At 53.9% G+C, this 23,146-nt stretch carries 19 protein-coding genes and 1 pseudogene; 15 read left to right on the top strand and 5 right to left on the bottom strand.

The features are described from left to right. Positions 1 to 153 precede the first annotated feature (153 nt). The 7 genes and pseudogenes from ACOTZC_RS18250 (at position 154) to ACOTZC_RS18220 (ending at position 4,652) form a co-directional block, all read left to right on the top strand. Positions 154 to 894, top strand: a complete 741-nt coding sequence (locus ACOTZC_RS18250) for a phage baseplate assembly protein V (RefSeq protein WP_421635917.1) — start codon at positions 154 to 156, stop codon at positions 892 to 894. After that, a complete protein-coding gene (locus tag ACOTZC_RS18245) occupies positions 894 to 1,247 on the top strand; it encodes a hypothetical protein (RefSeq protein ID WP_421635916.1) in 354 nt (117 codons plus the stop codon). Before ACOTZC_RS18250 ends, ACOTZC_RS18245 begins: the two co-directional genes overlap by 1 nt. Continuing rightward, positions 1,248 to 2,447: a baseplate J/gp47 family protein gene (locus tag ACOTZC_RS18240; protein WP_421635915.1), complete on the top strand. Its 1,200-nt coding sequence runs from the start codon at positions 1,248 to 1,250 to the stop codon at positions 2,445 to 2,447. It begins immediately after the preceding gene. After that, positions 2,444 to 3,124: a DUF2612 domain-containing protein gene (locus tag ACOTZC_RS18235; RefSeq protein WP_421635914.1), complete on the top strand. Its 681-nt coding sequence runs from the start codon at positions 2,444 to 2,446 to the stop codon at positions 3,122 to 3,124. Before ACOTZC_RS18240 ends, ACOTZC_RS18235 begins: the two co-directional genes overlap by 4 nt. After that, positions 3,124 to 3,468 (top strand): annotated as a pseudogene (locus ACOTZC_RS18230) (hypothetical protein); the annotation flags it as partial. The gene ACOTZC_RS18235 and the pseudogene ACOTZC_RS18230, both read left to right, overlap by 1 nt. A 423-nt stretch (positions 3,469 to 3,891) precedes the next feature. Then, the gene (locus ACOTZC_RS18225) at positions 3,892 to 4,218 is read left to right on the top strand and encodes a gp53-like domain-containing protein (protein WP_421635939.1); all 327 of its coding nucleotides are present in this window, start codon (positions 3,892 to 3,894) and stop codon (positions 4,216 to 4,218) included. Positions 4,219 to 4,220: 2 nt separating this feature from the next. Then, positions 4,221 to 4,652, top strand: a complete 432-nt coding sequence (locus ACOTZC_RS18220; protein ID WP_421635913.1) for a tail fiber assembly protein — start codon at positions 4,221 to 4,223, stop codon at positions 4,650 to 4,652. Positions 4,653 to 5,024: 372 nt separating this feature from the next. Here ACOTZC_RS18220 and ACOTZC_RS18215 read toward each other — a convergent pair whose 3' ends face one another. Continuing rightward, complete coding sequence (locus ACOTZC_RS18215; RefSeq protein WP_421635938.1) at positions 5,025 to 5,201, bottom strand: helix-turn-helix transcriptional regulator; 177 nt, start codon at positions 5,199 to 5,201, stop codon at positions 5,025 to 5,027. 332 nt (positions 5,202 to 5,533) lie between these two features. Here ACOTZC_RS18215 and ACOTZC_RS18210 point away from each other — a divergent pair, with 332 nt between their 5' ends. From ACOTZC_RS18210 to pheP, 7 genes are all read left to right on the top strand, one after another. Next, on the top strand, positions 5,534 to 6,364 hold the full coding sequence (locus tag ACOTZC_RS18210; protein ID WP_047173836.1) for a CPBP family intramembrane glutamic endopeptidase: 831 nt from the start codon (positions 5,534 to 5,536) through the stop codon (positions 6,362 to 6,364). Positions 6,365 to 6,720: 356 nt separating this feature from the next. Then, positions 6,721 to 7,737, top strand: a complete 1,017-nt coding sequence (locus ACOTZC_RS18205) for an iron ABC transporter substrate-binding protein (RefSeq protein WP_126302935.1) — start codon at positions 6,721 to 6,723, stop codon at positions 7,735 to 7,737. 24 nt (positions 7,738 to 7,761) lie between these two features. Continuing rightward, positions 7,762 to 9,336 (top strand): ABC transporter permease, encoded by a 1,575-nt coding sequence (locus ACOTZC_RS18200; RefSeq protein WP_163353530.1) that lies wholly within the window; start codon positions 7,762 to 7,764, stop codon positions 9,334 to 9,336. A 1-nt stretch (position 9,337) separates the two neighbouring features. After that, a complete protein-coding gene (locus tag ACOTZC_RS18195; protein ID WP_126302934.1) occupies positions 9,338 to 10,369 on the top strand; it encodes an ABC transporter ATP-binding protein in 1,032 nt (343 codons plus the stop codon). A 149-nt stretch (positions 10,370 to 10,518) separates the two neighbouring features. Beyond that, positions 10,519 to 10,794 (top strand): DUF1471 family periplasmic protein YahO, encoded by a 276-nt coding sequence (yahO, locus tag ACOTZC_RS18190; protein ID WP_023310654.1) that lies wholly within the window; start codon positions 10,519 to 10,521, stop codon positions 10,792 to 10,794. Between the two features lie 185 nt (positions 10,795 to 10,979). Next, the gene (locus tag ACOTZC_RS18185; protein ID WP_322407845.1) at positions 10,980 to 13,163 is read left to right on the top strand and encodes a TonB-dependent siderophore receptor; all 2,184 of its coding nucleotides are present in this window, start codon (positions 10,980 to 10,982) and stop codon (positions 13,161 to 13,163) included. A gap of 103 nt (positions 13,164 to 13,266) precedes the next feature. Further along, positions 13,267 to 14,655: a phenylalanine transporter gene (gene pheP / locus ACOTZC_RS18180; RefSeq protein ID WP_322407846.1), complete on the top strand. Its 1,389-nt coding sequence runs from the start codon at positions 13,267 to 13,269 to the stop codon at positions 14,653 to 14,655. An 82-nt stretch (positions 14,656 to 14,737) separates the two neighbouring features. Here pheP and ACOTZC_RS18175 read toward each other — a convergent pair whose 3' ends face one another. Together ACOTZC_RS18175 and ACOTZC_RS18170 are read right to left on the bottom strand one after the other, a co-directional pair. Next, positions 14,738 to 15,979 (bottom strand): mechanosensitive ion channel family protein, encoded by a 1,242-nt coding sequence (locus tag ACOTZC_RS18175; RefSeq protein WP_033144837.1) that lies wholly within the window; start codon positions 15,977 to 15,979, stop codon positions 14,738 to 14,740. Positions 15,980 to 16,044: 65 nt separating this feature from the next. Next, positions 16,045 to 17,481, bottom strand: a complete 1,437-nt coding sequence (locus tag ACOTZC_RS18170; RefSeq protein WP_421635912.1) for an MFS transporter — start codon at positions 17,479 to 17,481, stop codon at positions 16,045 to 16,047. A gap of 107 nt (positions 17,482 to 17,588) precedes the next feature. Here ACOTZC_RS18170 and ACOTZC_RS18165 point away from each other — a divergent pair, with 107 nt between their 5' ends. Continuing rightward, entirely contained in the window at positions 17,589 to 18,461 is an 873-nt protein-coding gene (locus ACOTZC_RS18165; protein WP_045400818.1) for a helix-turn-helix transcriptional regulator, read from the top strand. A 36-nt stretch (positions 18,462 to 18,497) separates the two neighbouring features. On the opposite strand, the gene ACOTZC_RS18160 is transcribed toward ACOTZC_RS18165, so the two are convergent. Then, entirely contained in the window at positions 18,498 to 20,111 is a 1,614-nt protein-coding gene (locus ACOTZC_RS18160) for a ShlB/FhaC/HecB family hemolysin secretion/activation protein (RefSeq protein ID WP_274621480.1), read from the bottom strand. Between the two features lie 143 nt (positions 20,112 to 20,254). After that, a complete protein-coding gene (locus ACOTZC_RS18155) occupies positions 20,255 to 22,867 on the bottom strand; it encodes a filamentous hemagglutinin N-terminal domain-containing protein (protein ID WP_248168821.1) in 2,613 nt (870 codons plus the stop codon). Positions 22,868 to 23,146: the final 279 nt, after the last annotated feature.

Genomic DNA, 23,146 nt, shown 5'->3' with positions numbered 1-23,146 from the left:
GCGTAGCGGGAAAGTAACCGCAAATGATGAAAATCCTCCGTTCGATATAAGTGGTCGAATGCCGCCTGGAAAAGTCGTTACCGAAGGTAAAACTAGTGACGGTTCTAAGAAAGATAAGTAACCCGCTTCGGCGGGTTTTTTTATGGGGTTTTTATGCCAATTCCAACTCAATCACAGATCGGCGGTGAGCAGCAGACCGCGCAGGCCATTGCCGATTCGGTGTCTACCCAGATGCGCGTAGCGATGCCAGCCATCATTCAGTCGTTCGATCCTGACAGCGTTACCTGCACAGTAGAGGTGGCGCTTTGCGGAATTGTTGGCGATGGATCCACTGAGTTAAAACCGCTGGTGGATGTGCCAGTTATTTTTCCGCGCGGCGGCGGTTGCACGCTGACCTTTCCGGTAAAAGAAGGCGATGAGTGCCTGCTGATTTTTGCCGACCGTTGCATCGATTTCTGGTGGCAGAGCGGCGGCGTTCAGGAGACCGTCGACCCGCGCCAGCATGACTTGTCTGATGCGTTTGCCATCGTTGGACCGCAGTCGCAAGCGCAGAAAATCAGCGGTATCAGTACCAGCGCCGCGCAGCTACGAACCGATGATGGTGCGGCGTTCGTAGAGGTAGCCGCAGGACATAACATCACCATTAAAACGTCAGGCCAGCTTACGGCTACGGCTGAAGGTGGAACGACAATCACATCCCCAACTATCACGCTGAACGGCAACGTAACGATTAACGGAAACCTGTTTCAGGGAATGGGCGAAAGCGGTGGTACTGCGACGATGCTCGGACCGGTGACGGTAACGAATGACGTAACAGCTTCTGGTATCAGTGTCGCCACGCATAAACATGGCGGAGTACAGACTGGCGGGGGAACTACTGGGGGGCCGCAATAATGCGATACCGTCGCGAAGATGCTGACGGCGATTACTCTTTCGGGCAAGGTGACGATACCTTCCTTATAGACAGCCCGGAGTGTGTCGCCCAGGCCGTAAAAACCCGTTTCGAGCTGTGGCGCGGTCAGTGGTTTCTCGATATGACGGAAGGCACGCCGTATGTTCAGTCAGTGCTTGGGAAGCAGCGATCAGACGTCTACATCCTTGCTATACGCGAACGCATTCAGGACACGCCGGGCGTTCTGTCGATTCTTTCCTTCGACACCAATTATGACGGCGCCAGCCGCCGCGTCACCTTCACTTCATCCATTGACACAATCTACGGCCAGACGACTGTAACAAGCGAGGCATAAATGGCTTTGAACCTCGACACGCTGGGGCTATCGGCAACGGTAACCGCCCAGGGGATTAGTGCGCCTGATTACCAGACAATCATCGATACACTCACCAGCTATTTCAGGCGGATTTACGGTAGTGATGCCTACCTCGAACCAGACAGCAAAGACGGGCAAATGGTCGCACTTGTGGCTCTTGCTGTGCATGACGCTAACAATACCGCTATTGAGATCTACAACTCGTTTTCACCTATGACAGCGCAGGACGCAGCGCTTAGCAGTAATGTGAAAATTAACGGGATCACGCGAAAAGTAGCGACAAACTCTACTGCTGACCTTCTGTTAACCGGTACGGCGGGCACGACTATCACGAATGGCTCCGCACGGGATAAAAACGGCATTATCTGGAATTTTCCAGCGAGTGTAGCGATCGGCGTTGACGGTACTGTGCTGGTGACGGCCACATGTGCAAATAGCGGTTCTGTTGCGGCGATGGCCGGGACTATTACCACTATCAACACTCCGACTCGCGGCTGGGTGTCGGTAACCAACCCGGCTGCGGCTACTGTCGGTTCACCAGCTGAAACCGACGCAGAGCTGCGCATTAGGCAGGGGCAAAGCGTTGCGCTACCATCGATCACACCGTTTGAAGGCGTCGACGGCGCAATCGCGAATATTGATGGCGTGACACGTCACAAGCTCTACGAGAATGATACTGGCACAACCGACAGCAACGGGCTGCCGCCTCACTCCATTTCCGCCATCGTTGATGGAGGTGATGTTACCGAGATAGCCCAGACAATCCGGGGGAACAAAGGGCAGGGAACGGCAACTTACGGGACAACTTCTGTAACGGTACCGGACACCTACGGCAACCCGCACGTGATTCGCTTCTCGCGGTCTACTGACGTCCCGATTTATGGGCATATCACACTGAAGGCATTCACCGGCTATACGTCGCAAATTGGCGTACAGATTCAGCAGGCCGTCGCAGATTACATCAACGGGCTGACGATCGGCGACGATGTGCTGCTGAGCAGGATTTATTCTCCGGCGAGCCTAGGTGTAGTGAGTGGTGGCAACGCGCGCTACTACGACATACAGGAGCTGCTGATTGGCAAATCAGCTGGTAGCGTCGCGGCGGCAAACATCATCATCGCCTACAACGAATCCGCGTCGTGTAAGCCTGAAAACATTGTTCTAACGGTGACGTCATGAGCAAGTACACGGACTTAATCACCAACTATAACGCCACTAAGCCAAAGTTTTTTGATCACGTCGACCTGAGCACGCGGCCACTGATTGATATCACCGGTGCAACCCGGGGGATGGTAAGCGCTTTCGACATTGATACTGCCGTAGGCGTTCAGCTCGATACGCTCGGCCTCTGGATTGGTCGCAGTCGCATAGTCAGCCAGCCGATTAGCGGTGTTTATTTCAGCTGGGACACTGAAGGGCTCGGATATGACCAGGGCGTATGGCAAGGACCTTATGACCCTGACGCAGGCTATACGACGCTGAGCGATGACACCTACCGCATCGTTCTGAAGGCAAAAATCGCCATCAACAACTGGGACGGCCGCAATGATTCGCTGCCCCCCATCCTTGATGCTGCGACTGCTGGCTCAGGCCTGAAGATGCAGATCGTGGATAACCAGGACATGACCGTTTCTGTGTGGGTGTTTCCTGAAACCGATATTTCGGATGTTTCTCTGGAACTGATTGCCGCAATAAAGCAGGGATATCTGACGGTAAAAGCGGCCGGGGTTTGGGCTGGTGATATTCAAACACTATCTGTGGAAACCCCCTCAGTGGGAAATCGTTTTTTTGGCTTCGACTTAGACAATGAATATATCGCCGGATTTAATGACGGCGCATGGGAGATGAAACTCTAATGGCTACTAATGAATTTAAACCGTTTGCAACCGGATCTGGCGCTAATGTTACCCCACAGAATGAGTGGGAGACACTCCCTGCGTTACTGACAGGATTTAGCAGCGGAAAGGCGAGCAGTGCTCAGGTAAATAAAGCAATCCGTCAGGCATCATTCATTGCCTCTGCTCTTGCTCAGTTTGTAAGTGATAACGCCAACCTTAATGTTCTCGATGATGGTGATATTGCCGGGTTTACCAGTAAGCTAAAAAGCGCGTTTGCAAAGCAGTATTTATCACGAAACAACCCATTCGGTGATATCAAGGCTGATGGGGCAGTCAATGCTGCGAAAATTAATCTGGGTTTGCAGGCGTTTAATATTTCTAGCACCATTACGACCGTTTCAGCGCCTACATCCGGCGTGTTTTTGTACGTCGAAAATAGTGGGAACTGGGGAGTACAGGACTCGGCAGGAAATCCTCTGCCGTTACCTGTTGCCGGAGGTGGTACGGGTGCCAATACGCTTTTGGGAGCGCGGGTAAACCTCGGAGTTTCAGCATTCGGTTCCGATAGCACCCGCTCGACAGCATCTTCACCAAACGCAGCCGCCTATACCTTCATCACAAACTCAGGGGACTGGGGGGCGAGCAACAACAGTGGTCAGATAATACCTCTTGCTGTTTCTCGCGGGGGCACCGGAGCGACAGATGCAACAACAGCAAGAACAAATCTGGGGCTTAAAACGGCAGCTACTCGTGATGTAGGTGTGGCTAGCGGTCAAATACCTGATATGGGTTCATTTCAGTTTTCAGCAGTAGCAAAAGGGTATGAAAAGCTGCCATCGGGTCAAATTCGCCAATGGGGAACGATTAGCATCCCAGCCGCAAATGCGAGCACAGATTTCGCTTTAGATACCTTCGCTATCCCATTCCCTAACGGCGTTCTTAATTGTCGAGCGAATGGCACGGCAACAACAACTAACACACCTTGCTTTGCAACAGCGGAAGCTATCTCAACGACACAAATCAGGCTTAAGGCAATTGCAATTGATTTGTCCAATAAAACTATTACGCAGGGAATGGCCGTTACTGTTGCCTGGGAAGCCATCGGAGCATAGAAATGTCAGAATATATCTACAGTGCAAAAAGCAATGCTTTCTATCCAGTCGATATGAAGGAAGATTATGTTGAGGCCGGTTCCTGGCCGGATGATGGCAAGGAGGTGAGTGAAGAGTGCTTCCTTGAATTTACGTCAGTCACCCATGCCGACAAATACCGTGTTGCTGGTGAGGATGGACTTCCCGCATGGGATGCAGTACCAGACCCAATAAAGGAACAGCTCATCGCTACTGCTGATGCAGAAAAGATGCGTCTTATCGGGCAGGCAAACGCCAGTATTAATATTAAACAATGGCCGGGAAAGGCGGCTATCGGGCGGCTCAAAGGTGATGAGCTGGCGCAATACAATTTGTGGCTGGATTATCTGGATGCGCTGGAGGACGTGGATACGTCAACAGCGCCAAGCATTGCTTGGCCCGAACAGCCGAAATGAGTAATAGACCGCCACCTGTCGTATGTAAGAACCGGTGGCGGCTGGTTACTCAGTGTTCATGCCAAGCTTCCGGGCTATAGTTTACTAGAGACACTGCCTCGCGTCTCTTCTCTCAATATGTCTGGCTTTCCATTCAAAATAATCCTTCAGTAACCATCTCGAACTTCTGCCGAGCTTTATCGGGGCAGGGAATTCGGCCCTCTTTATTAGTGAATAGAAGTATTTAGCTGTGAACCCTGAATCGTTAGTTATGTACTTCAGGTCAATGAATGAATCATCAGAAAGGTTAGTTCTTGCATTGGGCATCATGCATATATTTCCTTTAATCGTGGACTTGTTGAAAATGTGCGAAGTTAAAAATTAACCTTACCGCTACTTATACTCCCTCGATGCTCGAACTTTTTCAGTGATCCACGCTTCCACTTCTGTTGATACCCACCTTACGGAACTACTTATCTTGCTAGCGTTTGGGAACTCACCCGTGTTCATCCACTTGTAAATAGACGTCTTTTTGAAGCCAACAGTGCTGCATACCTCTTTCAGATCCATCAAATATATGTTCAAATTATGCTCTCCTCATTGAATGATAAATGTACGCCTTCTCGGAAAAGCTAACATTGACACGAAAGGAAAACCGAAGGATTGCACACAAGCAAACCCGGCGCGGTACCCATGCAAACAAACATGGGGGTACTTTAGGGGGTATGTGTTTTTGTTGAATTGTCTATTGATTAGTATTATCAGCTAGTTATTCAGTAATATTGAATCCTACAGGGCCATTTAATTTCATAGAGTTATGCCTCCTTCACATCCTCCTGATTTCCATTGTGGGACATATTTGGGACATCACCCCTAAAATTTACCGGTCATGAAGGACATTTATGTGGTATCTACTCGCAACTTCGCTTGCCGCACTCTCTCTTAATAAAAGCCTGGCTTACCTGATGCTGGGATTAACGGCATTTCTCGGCTGGAAACAGAGTATTCTTGACGCCCCGGCGCTGCTGGTTATTGCAACCATCGTTGTTGGCTGGTCTGCTGTTGAATGGCTACGGAATAAAAATAATAAATATACATATCTGGTCGAAGGCCTGTGCGTGGCCATCGCCGTTGCGCTGGTTTTACATGTGATCCCGGGTTTTCATAACCCCAGGGTGCTGGATGCTGTCGTCGTTGGTCCGCAAAGCATACCGTTCAGTATGTACTTTAATATGGACAAGGCAGTGGTGCCGTTCTTTTTAATCACGTGCATGCCAACGTTATTCGTAGCAAAACCCCTCTATAAAGCGGGCAAGGTTGGATGGGGAATATTGATTCTTGCGATACCCGCGCTGTTACTTCTGGCTGTTGCATTAGGTGGGCTGAGAATTGAGCCGCATGCGCCAGAATGGTTCGCTCAATTTGCCCTTGCGAATATTTTCTTCGTCTCTTTGGCCGAGGAAGCCTTGTTCAGAGGCTACCTGCAGCAACGCTTGTCCCGGATTATTCATCCTGTTGTCGCGCTGTTGATTGCCTCAGTCATCTTTGGGCTGATGCATTATAGCGGCGGTTTACTACTGATTATTTTTGCCAGCCTCTCCGGCATTATTTACGGCCTGGCGTGGATGTGGAGCGGCAGGCTCTGGGTTGCAACGTTATTCCATTTTGGGCTGAACTGCGTGCATTTATTGTTCTTCACCTATCCGATGTATGCCTCTCACGCAGCGATGTGATGCGTTTTAAAATAGTAGCCTTATAAATTGGGCTACTTCCGGATAAGCATAAAAAGCCCCGAAATACTGGGGCTTTTTATATATAACGGGCGCATGAATAACTGATTTACCTTCGCGTCATAATGAATAGAAGGCTAATGAATTTCATTACAGGCAGGCTTAAGGTTTTCTTAATCTAAAAATTATCTCTCATTAAAATTTGGATTTTTATCATTCTAAAATCTTCTAAAAAGAAATTTTACACTTTTACGCCTAAACTGGATTGATACTAATTATCATTAGCGTTGTTGTATGCTTTAATCCTGTCCCACAAAGCTATGAGTCGTTAATCCCGTTGGTCTATTAAGGATGTGTTCATGAATTCTCGCCTGCTGTCCTGCTTCTCGCTTGTCTTGTTGTCTTCATCCCTTTTCCTTTCCACACAAGCGGTTGCCGCCGATAACAACGAAGGTATCGTTGTTTATAACGCGCAGCACGAAAACCTGGTGAAGTCGTGGGTGGACGGTTTTACTAAAGAAACCGGCATTAAAGTCACTCTGCGTAATGGCGATGACAGCGAGCTGGGTAACCAGCTGGTTCAGGAAGGCAGCGCGTCACCGGCAGACGTGTTCCTGACGGAGAACTCGCCTTCAATGGTGCTGGTGGATAATGCCAACCTGTTTGCGCCGCTGGATGCAGACACCCTGAAGCAGGTACCGGCAGAATATCGTCCGGCGCACGGCCGCTGGATTGGCATCGCGGCCCGCAGCACGGTGTTTGTGTATAACCCGGAAAAACTGAACGAACAGCAGCTGCCTGAATCGCTGATGGATCTGGCAAAGCCCGAGTGGAAAGGCCGCTGGGCGGCATCACCGTCAGGCGCGGATTTCCAGGCCATCGTGAGCGCGATGCTGGCGCTGAAAGGCGAGAAGGCCACACTGGAATGGCTCAAGGCGATGAAAGCCAATTCCGTTGCCTATAAAGGCAACAGCACCGTGATGAAAGCGGTCAATGCCGGTCAGATTGATGGCGGCGTGATTTATCACTACTACCGTTTTGTCGATCAGTCCAAAACCGGTGAAAACAGCAAAAACACCCAGCTCTACTACTTCAAACACCAGGATCCGGGCGCGTTTGTGAGCCTCTCCGGCGGCGGCGTGCTGGCATCCAGCAAGCATAAAGCGCAGGCGCAGGCCTTCATCAAATACATTACCGGTAAAGAAGGTCAGGAAAGCCTGCGTACCAACAACGCCTTTGAGTATGCGGTGGGCGTGAACGCGGCCTCAAACCCGAAACTGGTCCCGCTGAAAGATCTTGATGCACCGAAAGTTGAACCTTCGACGCTTAACAGTAAAAAAGTTATCGAGCTGATGACGCAAGCCGGCCTGCTGTGATCCTGAGAGTAAAGTGAACGTCTTATGTCTGGTATGAGTCTCGACATCGGAAAAAACAGAGTGCAGGAGCCTGCCCGCAGGCGTCCTGCACTGCCGATGGTGGCGTTAGCTGTGTTGTTTTCATTAATGGCGCTTCTGCCTCTGGGTTTTATCATTGCCATTGGCATTGAGACCGGCTGGGAAACCATTAAGGCGCTGGTGTTTCGCCCGCGTGTTGCTGAGCTGCTCAGCAACACGCTGTGGCTGACGGCTTTAGCGGTTCCGCTGTGTATCGTGACGGGCGTGGCAATCGCCTGGCTCACGGAGCGCACGCAGCTTGCCGGGCGAGGGATCTGGTCCGCACTGGCGGTCGCCCCGCTGGCGATCCCCGCGTTTGTGCAAAGCTATGCCTGGGTGAGCGCTGTCCCGTCCATGCACGGGCTCTCCGCGGGCATTTTCCTCTCCGTACTTGCCTACTATCCGTTTATCTATATGCCGGTTGCGGCGGTGCTGCGTCGCCTTGACCCGACGCTTGAAGATGTCGCCGCTTCGCTGGGTACGCCGCCGTGGCGGGTCTTTTTCCGCGTGGTGCTGCCCCAGCTCAAGCTGGCTATCTGCGGAGGCGCGCTGCTGGTGGCGCTGCACCTGCTGGCGGAATATGGCCTGTACGTGATGATCCGCTTTGATACCTTCACCACGGCAATTTATGACCAGTTCCAGTCTACCTTCAGCGGCCCGGCGGCGAACATGCTGGCGGGCGTGCTGGCCTTGTGCTGTCTGGCTATATTAATGCTGGAGGGCGTGACGCGCGGAAAAGCACGCTACGCGCGCATTGGCGCCGGGGCCGCGCGCGAGCAGAAACGCTGGCCGCTGAAGCCTCCGGCTGCCGCGCTGGGCCAGCTGTTTTTCATCGTGCTGATCGTTCTGGCGCTGGGCGTGCCGCTAGTTGTCCTGTGTCGCTGGATTTGGCTCGGCGGCGTGCAAAACTGGATGAGTGCCGATCTCTGGCACTCCCTGCGCCAGACGCTGATGCTCGGCGTGGGCGGTGCGCTTCTGACGACCGCGTGCGTGATCCCCATCGCGTGGCTGGGTATCCGCTATCCGCATCGCATCTTCCGGATGCTTGAAGGGTGCATCTATATCACCAGCTCGCTGCCGGGCATCGTCACGGCGCTGGCGCTGGTCACCGTCACCATTCATTACGCCCGTCCCATTTACCAGACGGAAATTACCCTGTTCCTTGCCTACCTGCTGATGTTTATGCCCCGCGCGCTCATCAACCTGCGGGCGGGGATTGCGCAGGCGCCGGTTGAGCTGGAAAACGTGGCGCGCAGCCTGGGCAGCACGCCCGCGAAGGCGCTCTGGAGCGTGACGATGCGGCTGGCCGCGCCGGGCGCGGCGGCGGGTGCCGCGCTGGTTTTCCTCGGCGTCAGCAACGAGTTGACCGCCACGCTGCTGCTCTCTCCGCTGGGCACGCGCACGCTCTCCACTGGATTCTGGGCGCTGACCAGTGAAATTGACTATGTTGCCGCCGCGCCTTACGCGATGCTGATGATCCTAATTTCACTCCCGCTGACCGCCATTCTCTATATGCAGTCGAAAAAAATTGCAGGGCTATGACATGCTTGAATTAACCGCCATTTCTAAATCGTTTTCTGATGTGCAGGTGCTCGACAGCTTAAACCTGAGCGTGGCGCCGGGGAGCAGGACGGCGATTGTCGGGCCGTCCGGGTCGGGGAAAACCACGCTGCTGCGTATTCTTGCCGGGTTCGAAACGCCTGACACCGGGCGCATTGTCATGCAGGGGAGAACGCTGTTCGATGAAAACAGTTTTGTTCCCGCCCACCTGCGCCGGATTGGTTTTGTGCCTCAGGAGGGTGCGCTGTTCCCGCACCTCAATGTGGCAGACAACATCGCCTGGGGGCTGGACGGCACCCGGCACGAGAAACGCCAGCGCGTTGAGGCGCTGATGGAGATGGTTTCTCTGGACAGGCAGCTCGCAACGCACTGGCCCCACGAGATTTCCGGCGGACAGCAGCAGCGCGTGTCCCTTGCCCGTGCGCTGGCCCAGCGGCCTTCACTGATGCTGCTGGATGAACCGTTCTCGGCTCTGGATACCGGCCTGCGCGCCACGACGCGTAAGGCAACGGCCGATCTGCTGGCCGAAGCGGGCGTGGCCTCGATTCTGGTCACCCACGATCAGAACGAAGCGTTGTCCTTTGCCACGCAGGTTGCCGTCATGCGCTCCGGGCGCTTCACGCAGGTCGGTACGCCTTATGACGTTTACACCCGTCCCGTTGACGAAGAGACGGCGCTGTTTCTTGGCGATGCCGTGATCCTGCCTGCTCAGCTCGCTGCCGGGTATGCCGTGTGCGCGCTGGGTGAAGTGCCGACGGACAACGCGCATGCGACAGGAAAGGGCAGGGTAATGATGCGCCCTGAACAATTACGCGTGACGGCATGTGCAGCGCATGAAAGTCCGATCTCGATTCTCGACGTGGACTTCACCGGCCAGCTGTCGACGCTCACCCTGGGATTGGCCGGACAGCAGCAGCCGGTGATTCTGAAGACCGTAAGCCAGCCAGGATGGAACCCGGGCACGGCGGTACGCGTTGATATTGCTGGCACCGCGCGGGTATTCGAATATTCTTAATATTCGTTAGTAATTTCATGCAACGGGTTGTTATAAAAGATTTTTCCCGAACGTATGGCAATTCCTGAGATTCTCTACCATGCTCATAAAACCTCACCACACTGCGTGAGGTTTTTCGTAATTGCTGATTAATCTCAAGGAAAAAGGTTATGAAAAAGACGACTGCTATTTTGTTGGGAACGGCGTTACTGTTTACGACCAATGCTTTTGCTGCACAGCTACTTACTAAAAGCGAGTTCAAAAAAGTTGCATCTCAATATAAAAAAATCGGTACGGTAAACACCTCGAATGAAGTTTCGGTGGATGATGCGAAAAAAGAACTGATTGAGAAAGCCGATAAGAAAGGCGCGGATGTTCTGGTGCTCACGTCAGGGAACACCAACAATAAAATTCACGGCACGGCCAATATCTACAAGAAAAAATAACGTCATTGCAGCCACCCCCGAAGCGGGGTGGCCGTTCCCCCTCTTATCTCGCCAATTCTCCTCATGAACGCGGTTACACTTGCTAATGCATGGATAATGCGTATAGTTCTCATTTGCATTGCATTCAACATATTCTAAGGCCCGACAACGGGTCATTTTTGCGCGCACTTTAAAATGAGTTAACGATGAACAACACCATCATGCACAAAACGCTGCTGGCGCTCGCCGTTGGCGCGGCGACACATTCCGCCATTGCGGCGGACGATCAAAAAGAGGACACCCTCGTTGTCCAGGCTGCACCAGCCAGCGATTTCAAACCCGGCGGCGACCAGCTGGTACCGGCCTTCCTTGACGGACAGGTGGCGAACGGCGGGCGCATGGGGATGCTGGGCCAGCAGAACGCCATGGACGTGCCGTTCAACATCATCAGCTACACCTCGAAGCTGGTGGAAGATCAGCAGGCGAAAACCATTGCGGATGTCGTCGCGAACGACGCGGGCGTGCAGTTCGTTCAGGGATACGGCAACAGCGCGGAGACCTACCGCATCCGCGGCCTGAAGTTCGACGGCGACGACATGACATTTGGCGGTCTGTCCGGCGTGCTGCCGCGCCAGGTGGTGGATACCCAGATGGTTGACCGCATCGAGATCTTCAAAGGGGCCAACTCGCTGATGAACGGCGCGGCAAGCTCCGGCGTGGGCGGGATGATCAACCTTGAGCCAAAACACGCGGGCGAACTCCCGCAGGCCAAAGTCGGCATGGACTACACCTCGGATTCCCAGATTGGAACTACGCTTGATGCGGGCCGTCGCTACGGCGACAGCGACCAGTTCGGCGCGCGGGTGAACCTGGTTCATCGCGAAGGGGAAACCGGCATACCGAATGACCGCCGCCGCACCACGCTGCTCTCTACGGGCCTGGATTACGCTGGCGACCGCTTCCGCACCTCGCTGGATCTGGGCTATCAGAAGAAAACCTTCCACGGCAGCCCGACCAGCGTCAATATTTCCGCGGTGGATTTCGTTCCCGAGCCGCCGAAAAACGATCGTAACTTCTCGCAGAAGTGGGCCTACAGCAATATCGAAAACGAATTTGGGATGTGGCGCAGCGAGTACGACATCACCGACGGCTGGACGGCCTATACCGGTCTTGGCGCGCAGCACGCGCACGAGGAAGGCATCTACAGCGCGCCGAAGCTGGTGGATAAAAGCGGCAAGGCAACGGTCAGCCGTCTTGATACCAACCGCATCAGCGATTCCGTCAGCGGCATGGCGGGCGTTCGCGGTAACTTCACTACGGGCTTCGTCTCGCACAAGGTCAACGTTGGCTATTCGGCGATGACCAAAAACGAAAAAATCGCGTGGAAAATGTCGGCGGCGAAGGATAATCCGACCACCAACATCTACCACAACACCGGCGTCGATATGCCGGACAGCACCAACCTGAACGGCTCTGGCGGGAAGTACAGCGATCCGCTGACCAGCGGACGCACGCGTACCCAGGGCTGGCTGCTTAGCGATACGCTGGGCGTGCTGGACGACAAGCTGCTGTTCACCGCAGGCGCCCGCCATCAGAAAGTGGTCGTTCGCGGATATAACAAAGTTACCGGTGCGGAAAACGCGGCGGACGGCTTCGACGGCAGCCGCTGGATGCCCACCTACGGCGTGGTCTACAAGCCGTGGGAGGAGATTTCCCTCTATGCAAACCACACCGAAGCGCTGCAGCCGGGCAAAACTGCACCTAACACCGCCACCAACTACGGCCAGAGCACCGGTATCATTCACTCTAAGCAGAACGAAGTGGGCGTGAAGGCGGACTTCGGCCGCGTGGGCGGATCGCTTGCGCTGTTTGAGATCAAAATGCCGTCGGCGATCCTCGACGACAGCGGCCATTACGGCCTGGATGCCGAGCAGCGAAACCGTGGCGTGGAGCTGAACGTCTTCGGCGAGCCCGCGCTGGGGATGCGCCTGAACGCCAGCGCCACCTGGCTGCAGGCCGAGCTGACCAAAACCAAAAATGGCGTGAATCAGGGTAACGATGCGATCGGGATTCCGAACTTTTACGCCGTGCTGGGTGCAGAGTACGATATCAAGCCGGTTGACGGCCTGACCGCCACCGCCCGCGTGAACCATTCCGGCGCGCAGTACGCTGACCTGGCAAACACCAAAAAGCTGGACAGCTACACCACGCTGGATCTGGGAGTGCGCTATCGCTTCGCGGTGAACCGCAATGAAAACCAGATGACGGTTCGCGCGGGCATCGACAACGTCACCAATGAAAACTACTGGGCCAGCGTGGACGATTCCGGTACCTATATTACGCAGGGCGAACCGCGCACCTTTAAGGTCTCGGTTGGCTACGCGTTTTAAGCGTTCCATCTCGTTATCCGGGGCAGGGATGCCCCAATCCCTTGCTACCTCCAGCATGAAGTGTTAAAACGTGCCCCTTCTAAAAAAGAGACAGGGGTAGGACGTGAAAGACGCGTCATCCGCTTCAGGCCATGGTAGCGCTGAAGCCTCGTCGGATCAGAATCCGACGCTGCAACGTGGTTTGCAAAATCGACATATTCAGTTAATTGCCCTTGGCGGCGCGATCGGTACCGGGCTGTTTCTCGGCATCGGCCCCGCTATTCAGATGGCTGGCCCGGCGGTGCTGCTGGGTTACGGTATCGCCGGGGTTATCGCCTTCCTGATCATGCGCCAGCTTGGCGAGATGGTTGTTGAAGAGCCGGTTTCAGGCTCCTTCGCGCACTTTGCTTATAAATACTGGGGCCCGTTTGCAGGATTCCTCTCCGGCTGGAACTACTGGGTGATGTTCGTGCTGGTGGGGATGGCAGAGCTGACCGCCGCAGGCATTTACATGCAGTACTGGCTGCCGGACGTCCCGACGTGGATCTGGGCGGCGGCCTTCTTCATCATTATTAACGCCGTTAACCTCGTCAACGTGCGCCTGTATGGCGAAACCGAGTTCTGGTTTGCGCTGATCAAGGTGCTGGCGATTATCGGGATGATCGGCTTTGGCCTGTGGCTGCTGTTCTCCGGCCACGGCGGCGAGCGCGCCACGATCGACAACCTGTGGCAGCACGGCGGCTTCCTCGCCACCGGCTGGAAAGGGCTGATTCTCTCCCTGGCGGTGATCATGTTCTCCTTCGGAGGATTAGAGCTGATTGGCATTACCGCCGCGGAAGCGCGCGACCCGCATAAAAGCATTCCAAAAGCGGTCAACCAGGTGGTATACCGTATTCTGCTGTTCTACATCGGCTCGCTGGTGGTGCTGCTGGCGCTCTATCCGTGGGTGGAAGTGAAGTCCGACAGCAGCCCGTTCGTGATGATTTTCCACGATCTGAACAGCAACGTGGTGGCCTCGGCGCTGAACTTCGTCATTCTGGTGGCGTCTCTGTCGGTCTATAACAGCGGCGTTTACTCCAACAGCCGCATGCTGTTCGGCCTCTCCGTGCAGGGCAACGCGCCGAAGTTCCTCACCCGCGTCAGCCGTCGCGGCGTACCGGTGAATTCCTTGTTCCTTTCTGGTGCTATCACCTCGCTGGTGGTGCTGATTAACTATCTGCTGCCGAAAGAGGCCTTTGGCCTGCTGATGGCGCTGGTTGTCGCTACGCTGCTGCTGAACTGGATCATGATTTGCCTGGCGCACCTGCGCTTTCGCGCCGCGATGCGCCGCAAGGGACGCGATACGCAGTTCAAAGCGCTGCTCTATCCGGCGGGGAACTATATCTGTATCGCTTTCCTGGGGCTGATTCTGGTGCTGATGTGCACCATGGATGAGATGCGCCTTTCGGCGATGCTGCTGCCGGTGTGGGTTATCTTCCTCTTTGTGGCGTTTAAGCTTTCCCGCAAAAAGTAGCGCGGTTTTCTCCCTCTCCCTGTGGGAGAGGACCGGGGTGAGGGCACCAGACTGCACCTGCCTTCACGCCCGGCAACCCACCTTACCGATGCTGTAGGGTCAACGAGCGAATATCGTTCCCGGTCGGGGACTGGTGAATACGCAGCCCAAATTCATCCACCACCGCGAAAATATGGTCGAAGATGTCGGCCTGAATCTCCTCATATTCTGCCCAGACCACCGTGTTGGTGAAGGCGTATATTTCAATCGGCAAACCATTCGCATCAGGCGCTAGCTGGCGCACCATCAGCGTCATATCTTTGCGAATACGCGGATGGTTGCGCAGATATTCATTCAGGTAGGCGCGGAAGGTACCAATATTGGTCATCTTACGCAGGTTTAATACCGACTCCCCTTCACCGTTCTTCTGATTCCACAGACTAATTTCCTCATGTCGCGCGGCCAGATAGGGCTTCAGCAGCTTCGCCTGAATGAGTTTCTGCTGTTCCTGCTCGTCGAGAAAATGAATGCTGGTGGTATCAATATTCAGGCTGCGCTTAATGCGTCGCCCGCCGGAGGCCGACATGCCGCTCCAGTTGATAAAGGCGTCGGAGACCAGGGCCCACGTCGGAATGGTTGTAATCGTATTATCGAAATTGCGTACTTTAACGGTGGTCAGACCGATGTCCGTCACCGTGCCGTTGGCACCGTATTTCGGCATCTCCAGCCAGTCGCCGAGCTTGAGCATATCGTTGGCGGAAAGCTGAATCCCTGCCACAAGACCGAGTATCGGGTCTTTAAACACCAGCATCAGAACGGCGGCCATGGCGCCCAGACCGCTGATCAGAATCGCCGGGGACTGGCCGATCAGCAGAGAGATAATCAGTATTCCCACCAGGATGGCGCTCACCAGCTTGATGCCCTGGAAGATCCCCTTCAGCGGCAGCTGTGATGCGGTGGCCATTTTCTGCGACAGATTAAAAATCACGTCCAGCAGCGAGAAGAAGGAGAGCAGGGCATACACCATGACCCACAGCTTTGCGCAAGTTGTGAGAATTTCCGCCGCTTCGCTGCCTTTTTGCAGCCACAGTACCGCCTGGACGTTGACGATTATCCCCTGAAGGGTGAAGGCCAGACGGTGAAATAATTTATTCTGGGTAATGATCTGCAGCCACAAATGGCTGCTGGCCTGCGCGCGTTTTTCGAAAGCGCGAAGCACCACTTTGTGCAGAATAAAATGAACGATGATGGCGGTAAGAAAAATAATACCAAAGATAATCACTAAAGAGGTGGTGTGATTAATTTCAATGCCTAACTCTTCAACCTGAGCAATTAATTCCTGCATAACGTCTCCTGTATTGATGCAGCCCCATAATGGCGGCTGCGGATCTATTATGCAAATTCACTGGCTTATTTGGTGGCCTGGCAGACCTTTACCACCGGCAGGCACAGGCGGTGGCGGATGCACAGCGTCGCCAGGGCGAGCACCACCATCATCGCCGTTTCCACCATCAGGAAGACGTTCACCGCCTGGGTGTAATCCCCGTGATGGTTCTGCAGCGCGTGGAGCAAAATCGCGCCGAAAATGGCCGGGCCAAGCCCCAGCGCGGCCTGCTGCAGCGTGCTGAGAATGGCGCTCGCGGCCCCCGCGTCGTCAGGCTGAATATCGCGCATCCCGATGCGGTAGAAGCTGTTCACAATCAGCGCCTGCCCGTAGCCGACCAGCCCGGTCGCGGGCGCCAGCGTCAGGGCGGTATTCTCCATTCCCCAGACGCGGAACGTGGCGATCAGCGCCAGCAGGCCGGCAATCTGGATCGCCAGACCCGTCAGCAGAATGGTACTGGTGCTGTAGCGAGCAATCAGCCTCGGCGCGAACCACGCCGAAATAAAGTAAGTTACGCCCAGCGCGATAAAACTGTTTCCGGACTGCCACGGTGCCATCCCCAGACCGGTTTGCATGGTCAGCGCCATACAGAACATAAACCCGGACCAGACGCTGAAAAAGAGCATCGCAATCAGAATGCCAAAGCGAACGCTGCGAAGCTGCAGCAGGCGCGGCGGGATCAGCGGATGGGCATTCTCACGCTCCTTTTTGCGCGCATTCAGCGCCGTCAGCCAGCCCAGCGGAATAATGGCGAGAAGCATAACCTTCAGCGGCCACGACCAGTGCCACTGTGGGCCGAGCGCCATCGGGAACAGCAGGCAGCAAAGAATGATCGCCAGCAGCACGGTTCCGGTCCAGTCGATGCGTGACGGCGTCTCGCGACGGGTTTCGGGTACGAAATGGCGACTTAGCGCCAGCACCACCAGACAGATCGGCACGTTGATAAAGAAGGCGTTACGCCAGCCCAGCCCGGCGATATCCGCCGACACCAGCCAGCCGCCGCCCATCTGGCCGACGATAAACGCAATCCCGCCGATGCCGCCAAACAGGCTGATGGCCTTAGCGTGCGCCGTACCTTTCAGCGTCACGTGCAGGGTGGCAAGAATCTGCGGCACGATCAGTGCGGCTCCCGCCCCCTGAACGATGCGCGCGGCCAGCAGTTGTTCAATGTTCCCCGCCATCCCGCAGAGCAGCGAGGCCTGGCCAAAGCTCGCGACGCCCCACATGAACAAACGCCGGCGGCCAAAGTTGTCCCCCAGCTTGCTGCCGAGCGCGAGGCAGACGGCGAAGGCCACGCCATAAAGCGCGACGATGAGCTCCAGTTCGGTAGCGGTAGCGTGCAGCGAATGGGTGATGGCGTCCAGCGCGACGTTGGTGATTGAGGTATCAATCATCGGCAGCATCTGGCCGGTTAGCAGCAATATCAGGCCAGCGCGGCCCGGTGAAACAACTGACGTGTTCATGGTAACTCCATTGCGTCATTCAACAGATGGTCGTAGCATCAACCATCTGATAAACGGGTACCAGTTCTTGCTTATACTGGTACTGGCACTACCATGCAGGGGGATTTATGGCCTTGATGTCTGAACCCGTCGTCTCACTTCAGGATGACACCCGAAAACAGCTGGGGGCATTTTTGCGCGCACGACGTGAAAGCCTCGATCCGCAGCGTCTCGGCCTGCCGCGCAGCGGTCGCCGCCGCACGCCGGGTCTGCGCCGGGAAGAGGTGGCGATGCTCGCGGACGTGGGCGTGACCTGGTACACCTGGCTGGAGCAGGGCAGGGACGTCAATCCGTCCAGCGCGGTGATGGCCGCTGTGGCAAAAGCGCTGCAGTGCACCCCTACCGAGGCCCGACACCTGTTTCTGTTAGCGGGGTTACCGCCGGGCGAAGCGCCGCAGGCGGTCTGCTGCGAGGGCATCAGCGAAGGCACGCGCCGCCTGCTGGATACGCTGATGCCGAAACCCGCCAGCATTCAGAAACCGAACTTCGATATCGTGGCCTGGAACGACAGCTTCGGGCATCTGATGGGCGTCGATTTCAATGACATTCCTCCCGAAGACCGCAACTGTATTTATTTGTTCCTCACGCATCCTGCGTGGCGCGCGCGCCTCGGCAGGCGCGACGACGTGCTGCCCATCTTTGTCTCCTATTTCCGGGCGGCGATGGCCGAACACCGGGGCGACCCGCTGTGGGAGGCCAAACTGGCGCGCTTCTTTGCGGTATCCGAAGAGTTTAAAACCCTGTGGCACCAGCGCAACGACGTGCGCGGCGTGGAAAACCAGCTCAAGCTGTTTACTCATCCCGAGCTGGGGGATTTTACGCTGCAGCAGATGTACTGGTATTCCGCGCCGCGAAACGGCTCGCGGCTGCTGGTGTATCTCCCGGTGGATGAAGCGGGGGAGCGGGCGATGGCGTGGCTGGCAGAGAAAAGTCGGTCATAATACTCATCGCCCGAGGGGGACTATTTCACTGTGCTCTTAGTACTGCCATTGTACCGAAAACCCAAGCGTGACGGGACTGGTATGCATCTCATCCGGTTTTACCAATGGCACACCTGCAAAAAGGTCATATCCCACGTGTCCTTTCACCCCGCGCACGCCTGCGGCCGCACCGAGAATGTGGGCCCCGCTCCAGTAATCATTTTCTGAGCCGCTGACTTCGCCGTAGTCTGCGCCAATATACGGCTGCATTCCCCATACCGGCAGATTCAGATTGATATCATTACGTAGATACCAGCCTTTGTCGGCATACAATGAGGACTCTCCGTCAAAGCCGCGTACCGTCCAGCGGTTGCCGATGGTGAACTTATCGGGCTGGGTAAGCCTGTCCGGAGTGGTCTGTTGTTTGAAATGCGGTTCATAGCTGAGGGCGAACTTGCCCAGTTTGAAAGGGAAACTACCGTCTGCGCTCAGCGTAATGATGCGCGCCTGCGCGTCGGCATTGCCCACTACCTCTTCAGCATCGGCTTCTTCACCAAACCACGGTGCGGCATGTTGATAACCTAAGCTTGCCGTAAGTTGACCAAATGGAAGATAGGCTAAGTGTTCCAGGCTAAGCAGCCAACTGCTGGTGTCCCGGTGCTGAACCTCCACTTCCATGTCGTTAAGATCGTAGCGGGTATCACGCTTGATCCCTTTAAAGCCCAGCGTGGTTTTCTGGCTCGCGCTGCGGTAAACCACGCGGTTAAGCGCGGCGGTCATTAACTTTTGATCGCTACTGTACCGGTAATCAAAATCACCGCTATGGATAGTCTGCGTCGTTCTGTACTGGCTGGCATAAAGTTCCAGCGCCCAGTATCCCCAGGGAACGGAGTAAAACGCCGAGGTATTATCGTTACGCTTGCCGTTTTCATTTTTGAAACCGCCGCCATACGCTACATAAAACATATCGTTGAGCGAGGTGGGGTTATCCAAATACAGTACCAGTCCGCCCTGATACCGTCCGGTATATTTACTACCAGAATCATCAAACCAGCTGCCCAGTCGCCAGACTTTACGCTGGTCGCGCTTGATCTCTACGCGGCTATCGCCGGGATTTTCCCCCGGCACCAGACGAATACTCGCCTGCGAACCGGGAATACGCTGCAGGTTTTCCAGCCCCTGTTCCAGACCGCGTAAATCGAGGAGGTCGCCCGCCCCTTGCGGGATGTTATTCCAGCTATGAACGGGGAGCCCACTTTGATCCTGAATAATGACATCACTGACACGTCCAGGCAGAATTCGCAGGGTTAACGTTCCCTTAAGCAAATTTTGCTCCGGTATTAATACACGGGTAGTAATAAATCCGTGGGATATTAATCGATTCTGCACGGCTGTATATATGGCTTTAATTCCTTTCACGCCGATACAGTTATTCTCAGCCTGACGAATAAAATCGCGAAAGGTGAGCCAGTTTGGAAGCGACTCCGTATTGTCGATCCTCACATGGAGAATGTCGTAGCAAACAGACTCTTTCGGAAGAACAAGAGCGTCGCCATGAGATGTACTTTCAGCTGTAAGCAGCAGCTTACCCGGAGGGGCGAGTTGTTCGTGTCGGGCTTGGTCCTGCTGCTGTATTGTTGCTGGTTCGGCATGAAGTAGAGAGGATTGCATTAAGCATAAGGACAAAAAAAGGAAGCTGAGAGCCGCTTGATAAATTTTCATTATAATTTAAAATTTCCGGAAATACCCATCACAGAAACATAGTTTGGGAATAAAGCCTCACGAAAGTGTGAGGCTTTATTATTTAAATGGAATTACGCTGCGATAGTGATGAAATAGCCGCCAGGATAATAAATAATGTCCTGAACAACATGGCCGTAATACTTATCACCAGGTTGATAGACAACTCCGTTTTCCCAAACACCATTACCTTCAGGGGTACCATTTGGCTTAATTGTGGTATTTCCACTATTATTCGCAGTGGCATTCGAACCTGGGTTGGTATTGATGTCATCAGCAGTGTTATTATCTGTACCTTGATTTGCTGCACCGGTCTCGTTAATAACGCCCATATTATTGACGTAGCCTGTGGTGTACACGCGATTGCCGGTAATATTACCGCTGGCTTCGTTGTTAACGCCGTTGGCTGTATTCAACGTAATATCACTTGTGCTAGTGATGTTACCACTGTTAGTCAGGTAGTTACTGATCAGAGTAATACCGTTATCAGCGGACAGCGTTCCCCCGTTGATGAGTGTTACCCGCTCCATCTGTGCGTTCAGTTTATTACCCGCCTTCATCGTTCCGAAGTTATACGCGGTACCTTGAGACCAGCCGTAGCTGCCCATTACGTTGAGATTAATGTCATGTGCCGCACGGATATCACCATTGTTGTCCAGGTTGTTCATCACGAACAGCGTGGCATCAGAACCAGCGTTGATCTGGCTACCTGCATCAGTCATTAGATAAGAGGTGGTGACGCTGATGTTATGGTCGGCGCTCATCACGCCCTTACCCCGGTTTTCCAGGCTCGTGGTGTTCAGATTGATATCATTCTTGCTGGCGATCGAACCGCTGTTAGACAGGTCTGCCAGTTGAAGATCCATCTGATTAGCGGTAATGTCGCCGCTGTTGTCGAACAGACTGCTGTTCATCTGCAGCGCCAGGCGACCCTCAGCCGAGATGGAACCGCTGTTCTGCGCGGGACCGCCATAGCTATACCAGCCAGTAGAACCGATGTTTAACATCATATTCTGACCCGCCTTAACGGTTCCGGCGTTCTGGAACGTGCCGGTCACGGTCATGTCGATATTGCCGGCAGCTTCCATCTTACTGGCAAGGTCAGAATAGTAGGACGTGCCGTACATAAAGAGGTCTTTATCGGCAGTGATGGTTCCGGACATATTATCCAGCGCACCATTAATTGAAACATAGCCGTTGCTGTGGATTAATCCATTGCGGTTAGAGAGCATGTTGTTGCCGCTCACCTGAATCTGGCTGTCAGATCCCACAGCCTGAATCACGCCGTTATCGTTATTCAGCATGGAGGCGCTGATCATGTTCCAGCCGTCCCCTGCGGAGATAAGACCATTATCGTTCGTCAGCGTGTCGACATTGATTGTCATCGCACCATCGGTTTCTACGCGGCCAGTGGAGTTGTTAAGGCTGGCAGCGTCAATATTGAGGGCCCCCTTAGCATTAATGCGGCCATGGGTATTATTCACGCCCTGCGCGTTGTAATTCCAGGAGGCGCGGCTGATAGTCAAATCACCATTGCTGATAATTTCACCGTCGCTATTGTCCAGCGAGTCAGCGATAATAAAGGTATTCTGGCTGCCCTGGATGGAGCCATGGTTGTTAACGGTATCTTTGCCGGATAGATTGACCTTTGCAGCTTTAATGACACCGGTAGTGTTGTCCAGCGTGTGGTCTGCGGCAACGGACACCATACCCTCTGAGGTAATTTGACCATTATGGTTCAGGACATCACCACCCATTACGGTAGCTGCATTTTTACCGCTGATATGTCCACCGTTGTTTTCGACCACACCATCAACGTTAATTGACAACGCGTCGGATGCCGTCAGGTCAGCATGATCGATATGTACGCCAACGCCGGTATCTGTGCCTTCCATAAAAATTTTATTCGCATACATGGAGCCCAGAGCAGAGACATCCAGCGCTACGTCAGGGGTATTGCTGCTGTCATACTTCTTCTGCACATGACCATTTTTATCGATGCGGTTGTTACCCGTTATGATGTTCAGTTCGTTAGCCTGAAGTTTCGCATTGACTTTCACTGAACGGGCAATAATGTCGGTGTACTGTGTAGAGCGGGTATCCATCCCTTTACCGGTGATGGTCACCTGACCTTTGCTTACATCAAGACCGTTAACATTACCCTTGTTATCGTATGTGGCAGTACCGGTAGTCAGTGTAGCGTGGTTGGTATTGATAAATCCGCAACCGTCACAGGTGATGCCTGATGGGTTGGCGATAATCACCTGGGCGGATTGGCCTGCCACTTCGACCATGCCGTTCAGCTGGCTCGGATCGGATGAGCGCACTTCGTTTAGGATCACCTTAGCGCTGCCGCTGGCCATATTAGCGTTGCCATCGATCTGACCAGCTAATTGGGTGTTGGTTACTGTGCCGCTGTTGTTAAGGATCACGCCTTTGCTGTCGACGTTAAATTCGGAATAAACGTTATGGGAAACCCCACCAGCGCTCGCCTTGTTGATATCTACGATGGTTGCGCCGCTTGCATCCGTATGGATAAGCGGTTTATCGGTATTACCTGCCACGATGGCTGCCTGAGCAGGCATGATCATGCCAAGTGCAAACATAGTCGCAAAGCAGGTTGGTGCCAGTTTGGCGTGCAATACCTTTGAATTAGAATGAGTGCTCACTGCATCTTTTTTTTTCATATATCTATCCTTGTAATTCCTTGAAAAATTTTTCCCATTCCCTTTCATGCGAAATGGGCACACATAAAAACATGCAGAATCTCGCTTCCAGAAATAGACATGTAACAATTCATGTAAAGTGCGTATTACTTAATGATGTGTAAGAGTGAAATAATTAGCGTAAGCACGAGGGAAAATAAGCGGATATATTTATGAGGCTTATAAATTAGGATGGTGTGAGTTAATAACTGATTGTTCTGAACTGGAAGGAAACATTTTATGATTATAAAATTATATGAA

This window comes from Enterobacter cloacae complex sp. SHL009 (assembly GCF_049237205.1).
Classification (GTDB): Bacteria; Pseudomonadota; Gammaproteobacteria; order Enterobacterales; family Enterobacteriaceae; genus Enterobacter; species Enterobacter cloacae_M.
Note: the sequence above shows the minus strand (reverse complement) of the source record. Positions and strands in the feature narration are given on the sequence as shown.

Excerpts from the sequence above, each read along its gene's own strand:
- ACOTZC_RS18250 (WP_421635917.1), top strand. The coding sequence starts at position 154 with ATGCCAATTCCAACTCAATCACAGATCGGCGGTGAGCAGCAGACCGCG.
- ACOTZC_RS18245 (WP_421635916.1), top strand. The coding sequence starts at position 894 with ATGCGATACCGTCGCGAAGATGCTGACGGCGATTACTCTTTCGGGCAA.
- ACOTZC_RS18240 (WP_421635915.1), top strand. The coding sequence starts at position 1,248 with ATGGCTTTGAACCTCGACACGCTGGGGCTATCGGCAACGGTAACCGCC.
- ACOTZC_RS18235 (WP_421635914.1), top strand. The coding sequence starts at position 2,444 with ATGAGCAAGTACACGGACTTAATCACCAACTATAACGCCACTAAGCCA.
- ACOTZC_RS18225 (WP_421635939.1), top strand. The coding sequence starts at position 3,892 with ATGGGTTCATTTCAGTTTTCAGCAGTAGCAAAAGGGTATGAAAAGCTG.
- ACOTZC_RS18220 (WP_421635913.1), top strand. The coding sequence starts at position 4,221 with ATGTCAGAATATATCTACAGTGCAAAAAGCAATGCTTTCTATCCAGTC.
- ACOTZC_RS18215 (WP_421635938.1), bottom strand. The coding sequence starts at position 5,201 with ATGGATCTGAAAGAGGTATGCAGCACTGTTGGCTTCAAAAAGACGTCT.
- ACOTZC_RS18210 (WP_047173836.1), top strand. The coding sequence starts at position 5,534 with ATGTGGTATCTACTCGCAACTTCGCTTGCCGCACTCTCTCTTAATAAA.
- ACOTZC_RS18205 (WP_126302935.1), top strand. The coding sequence starts at position 6,721 with ATGAATTCTCGCCTGCTGTCCTGCTTCTCGCTTGTCTTGTTGTCTTCA.
- ACOTZC_RS18200 (WP_163353530.1), top strand. The coding sequence starts at position 7,762 with ATGTCTGGTATGAGTCTCGACATCGGAAAAAACAGAGTGCAGGAGCCT.
- ACOTZC_RS18195 (WP_126302934.1), top strand. The coding sequence starts at position 9,338 with ATGCTTGAATTAACCGCCATTTCTAAATCGTTTTCTGATGTGCAGGTG.
- yahO (WP_023310654.1), top strand. The coding sequence starts at position 10,519 with ATGAAAAAGACGACTGCTATTTTGTTGGGAACGGCGTTACTGTTTACG.
- ACOTZC_RS18185 (WP_322407845.1), top strand. The coding sequence starts at position 10,980 with ATGAACAACACCATCATGCACAAAACGCTGCTGGCGCTCGCCGTTGGC.
- ACOTZC_RS18175 (WP_033144837.1), bottom strand. The coding sequence starts at position 15,979 with ATGCAGGAATTAATTGCTCAGGTTGAAGAGTTAGGCATTGAAATTAAT.
- ACOTZC_RS18170 (WP_421635912.1), bottom strand. The coding sequence starts at position 17,481 with ATGAACACGTCAGTTGTTTCACCGGGCCGCGCTGGCCTGATATTGCTG.
- ACOTZC_RS18165 (WP_045400818.1), top strand. The coding sequence starts at position 17,589 with ATGGCCTTGATGTCTGAACCCGTCGTCTCACTTCAGGATGACACCCGA.
- ACOTZC_RS18160 (WP_274621480.1), bottom strand. The coding sequence starts at position 20,111 with ATGCAATCCTCTCTACTTCATGCCGAACCAGCAACAATACAGCAGCAG.
- ACOTZC_RS18155 (WP_248168821.1), bottom strand. The coding sequence starts at position 22,867 with ATGAAAAAAAAAGATGCAGTGAGCACTCATTCTAATTCAAAGGTATTG.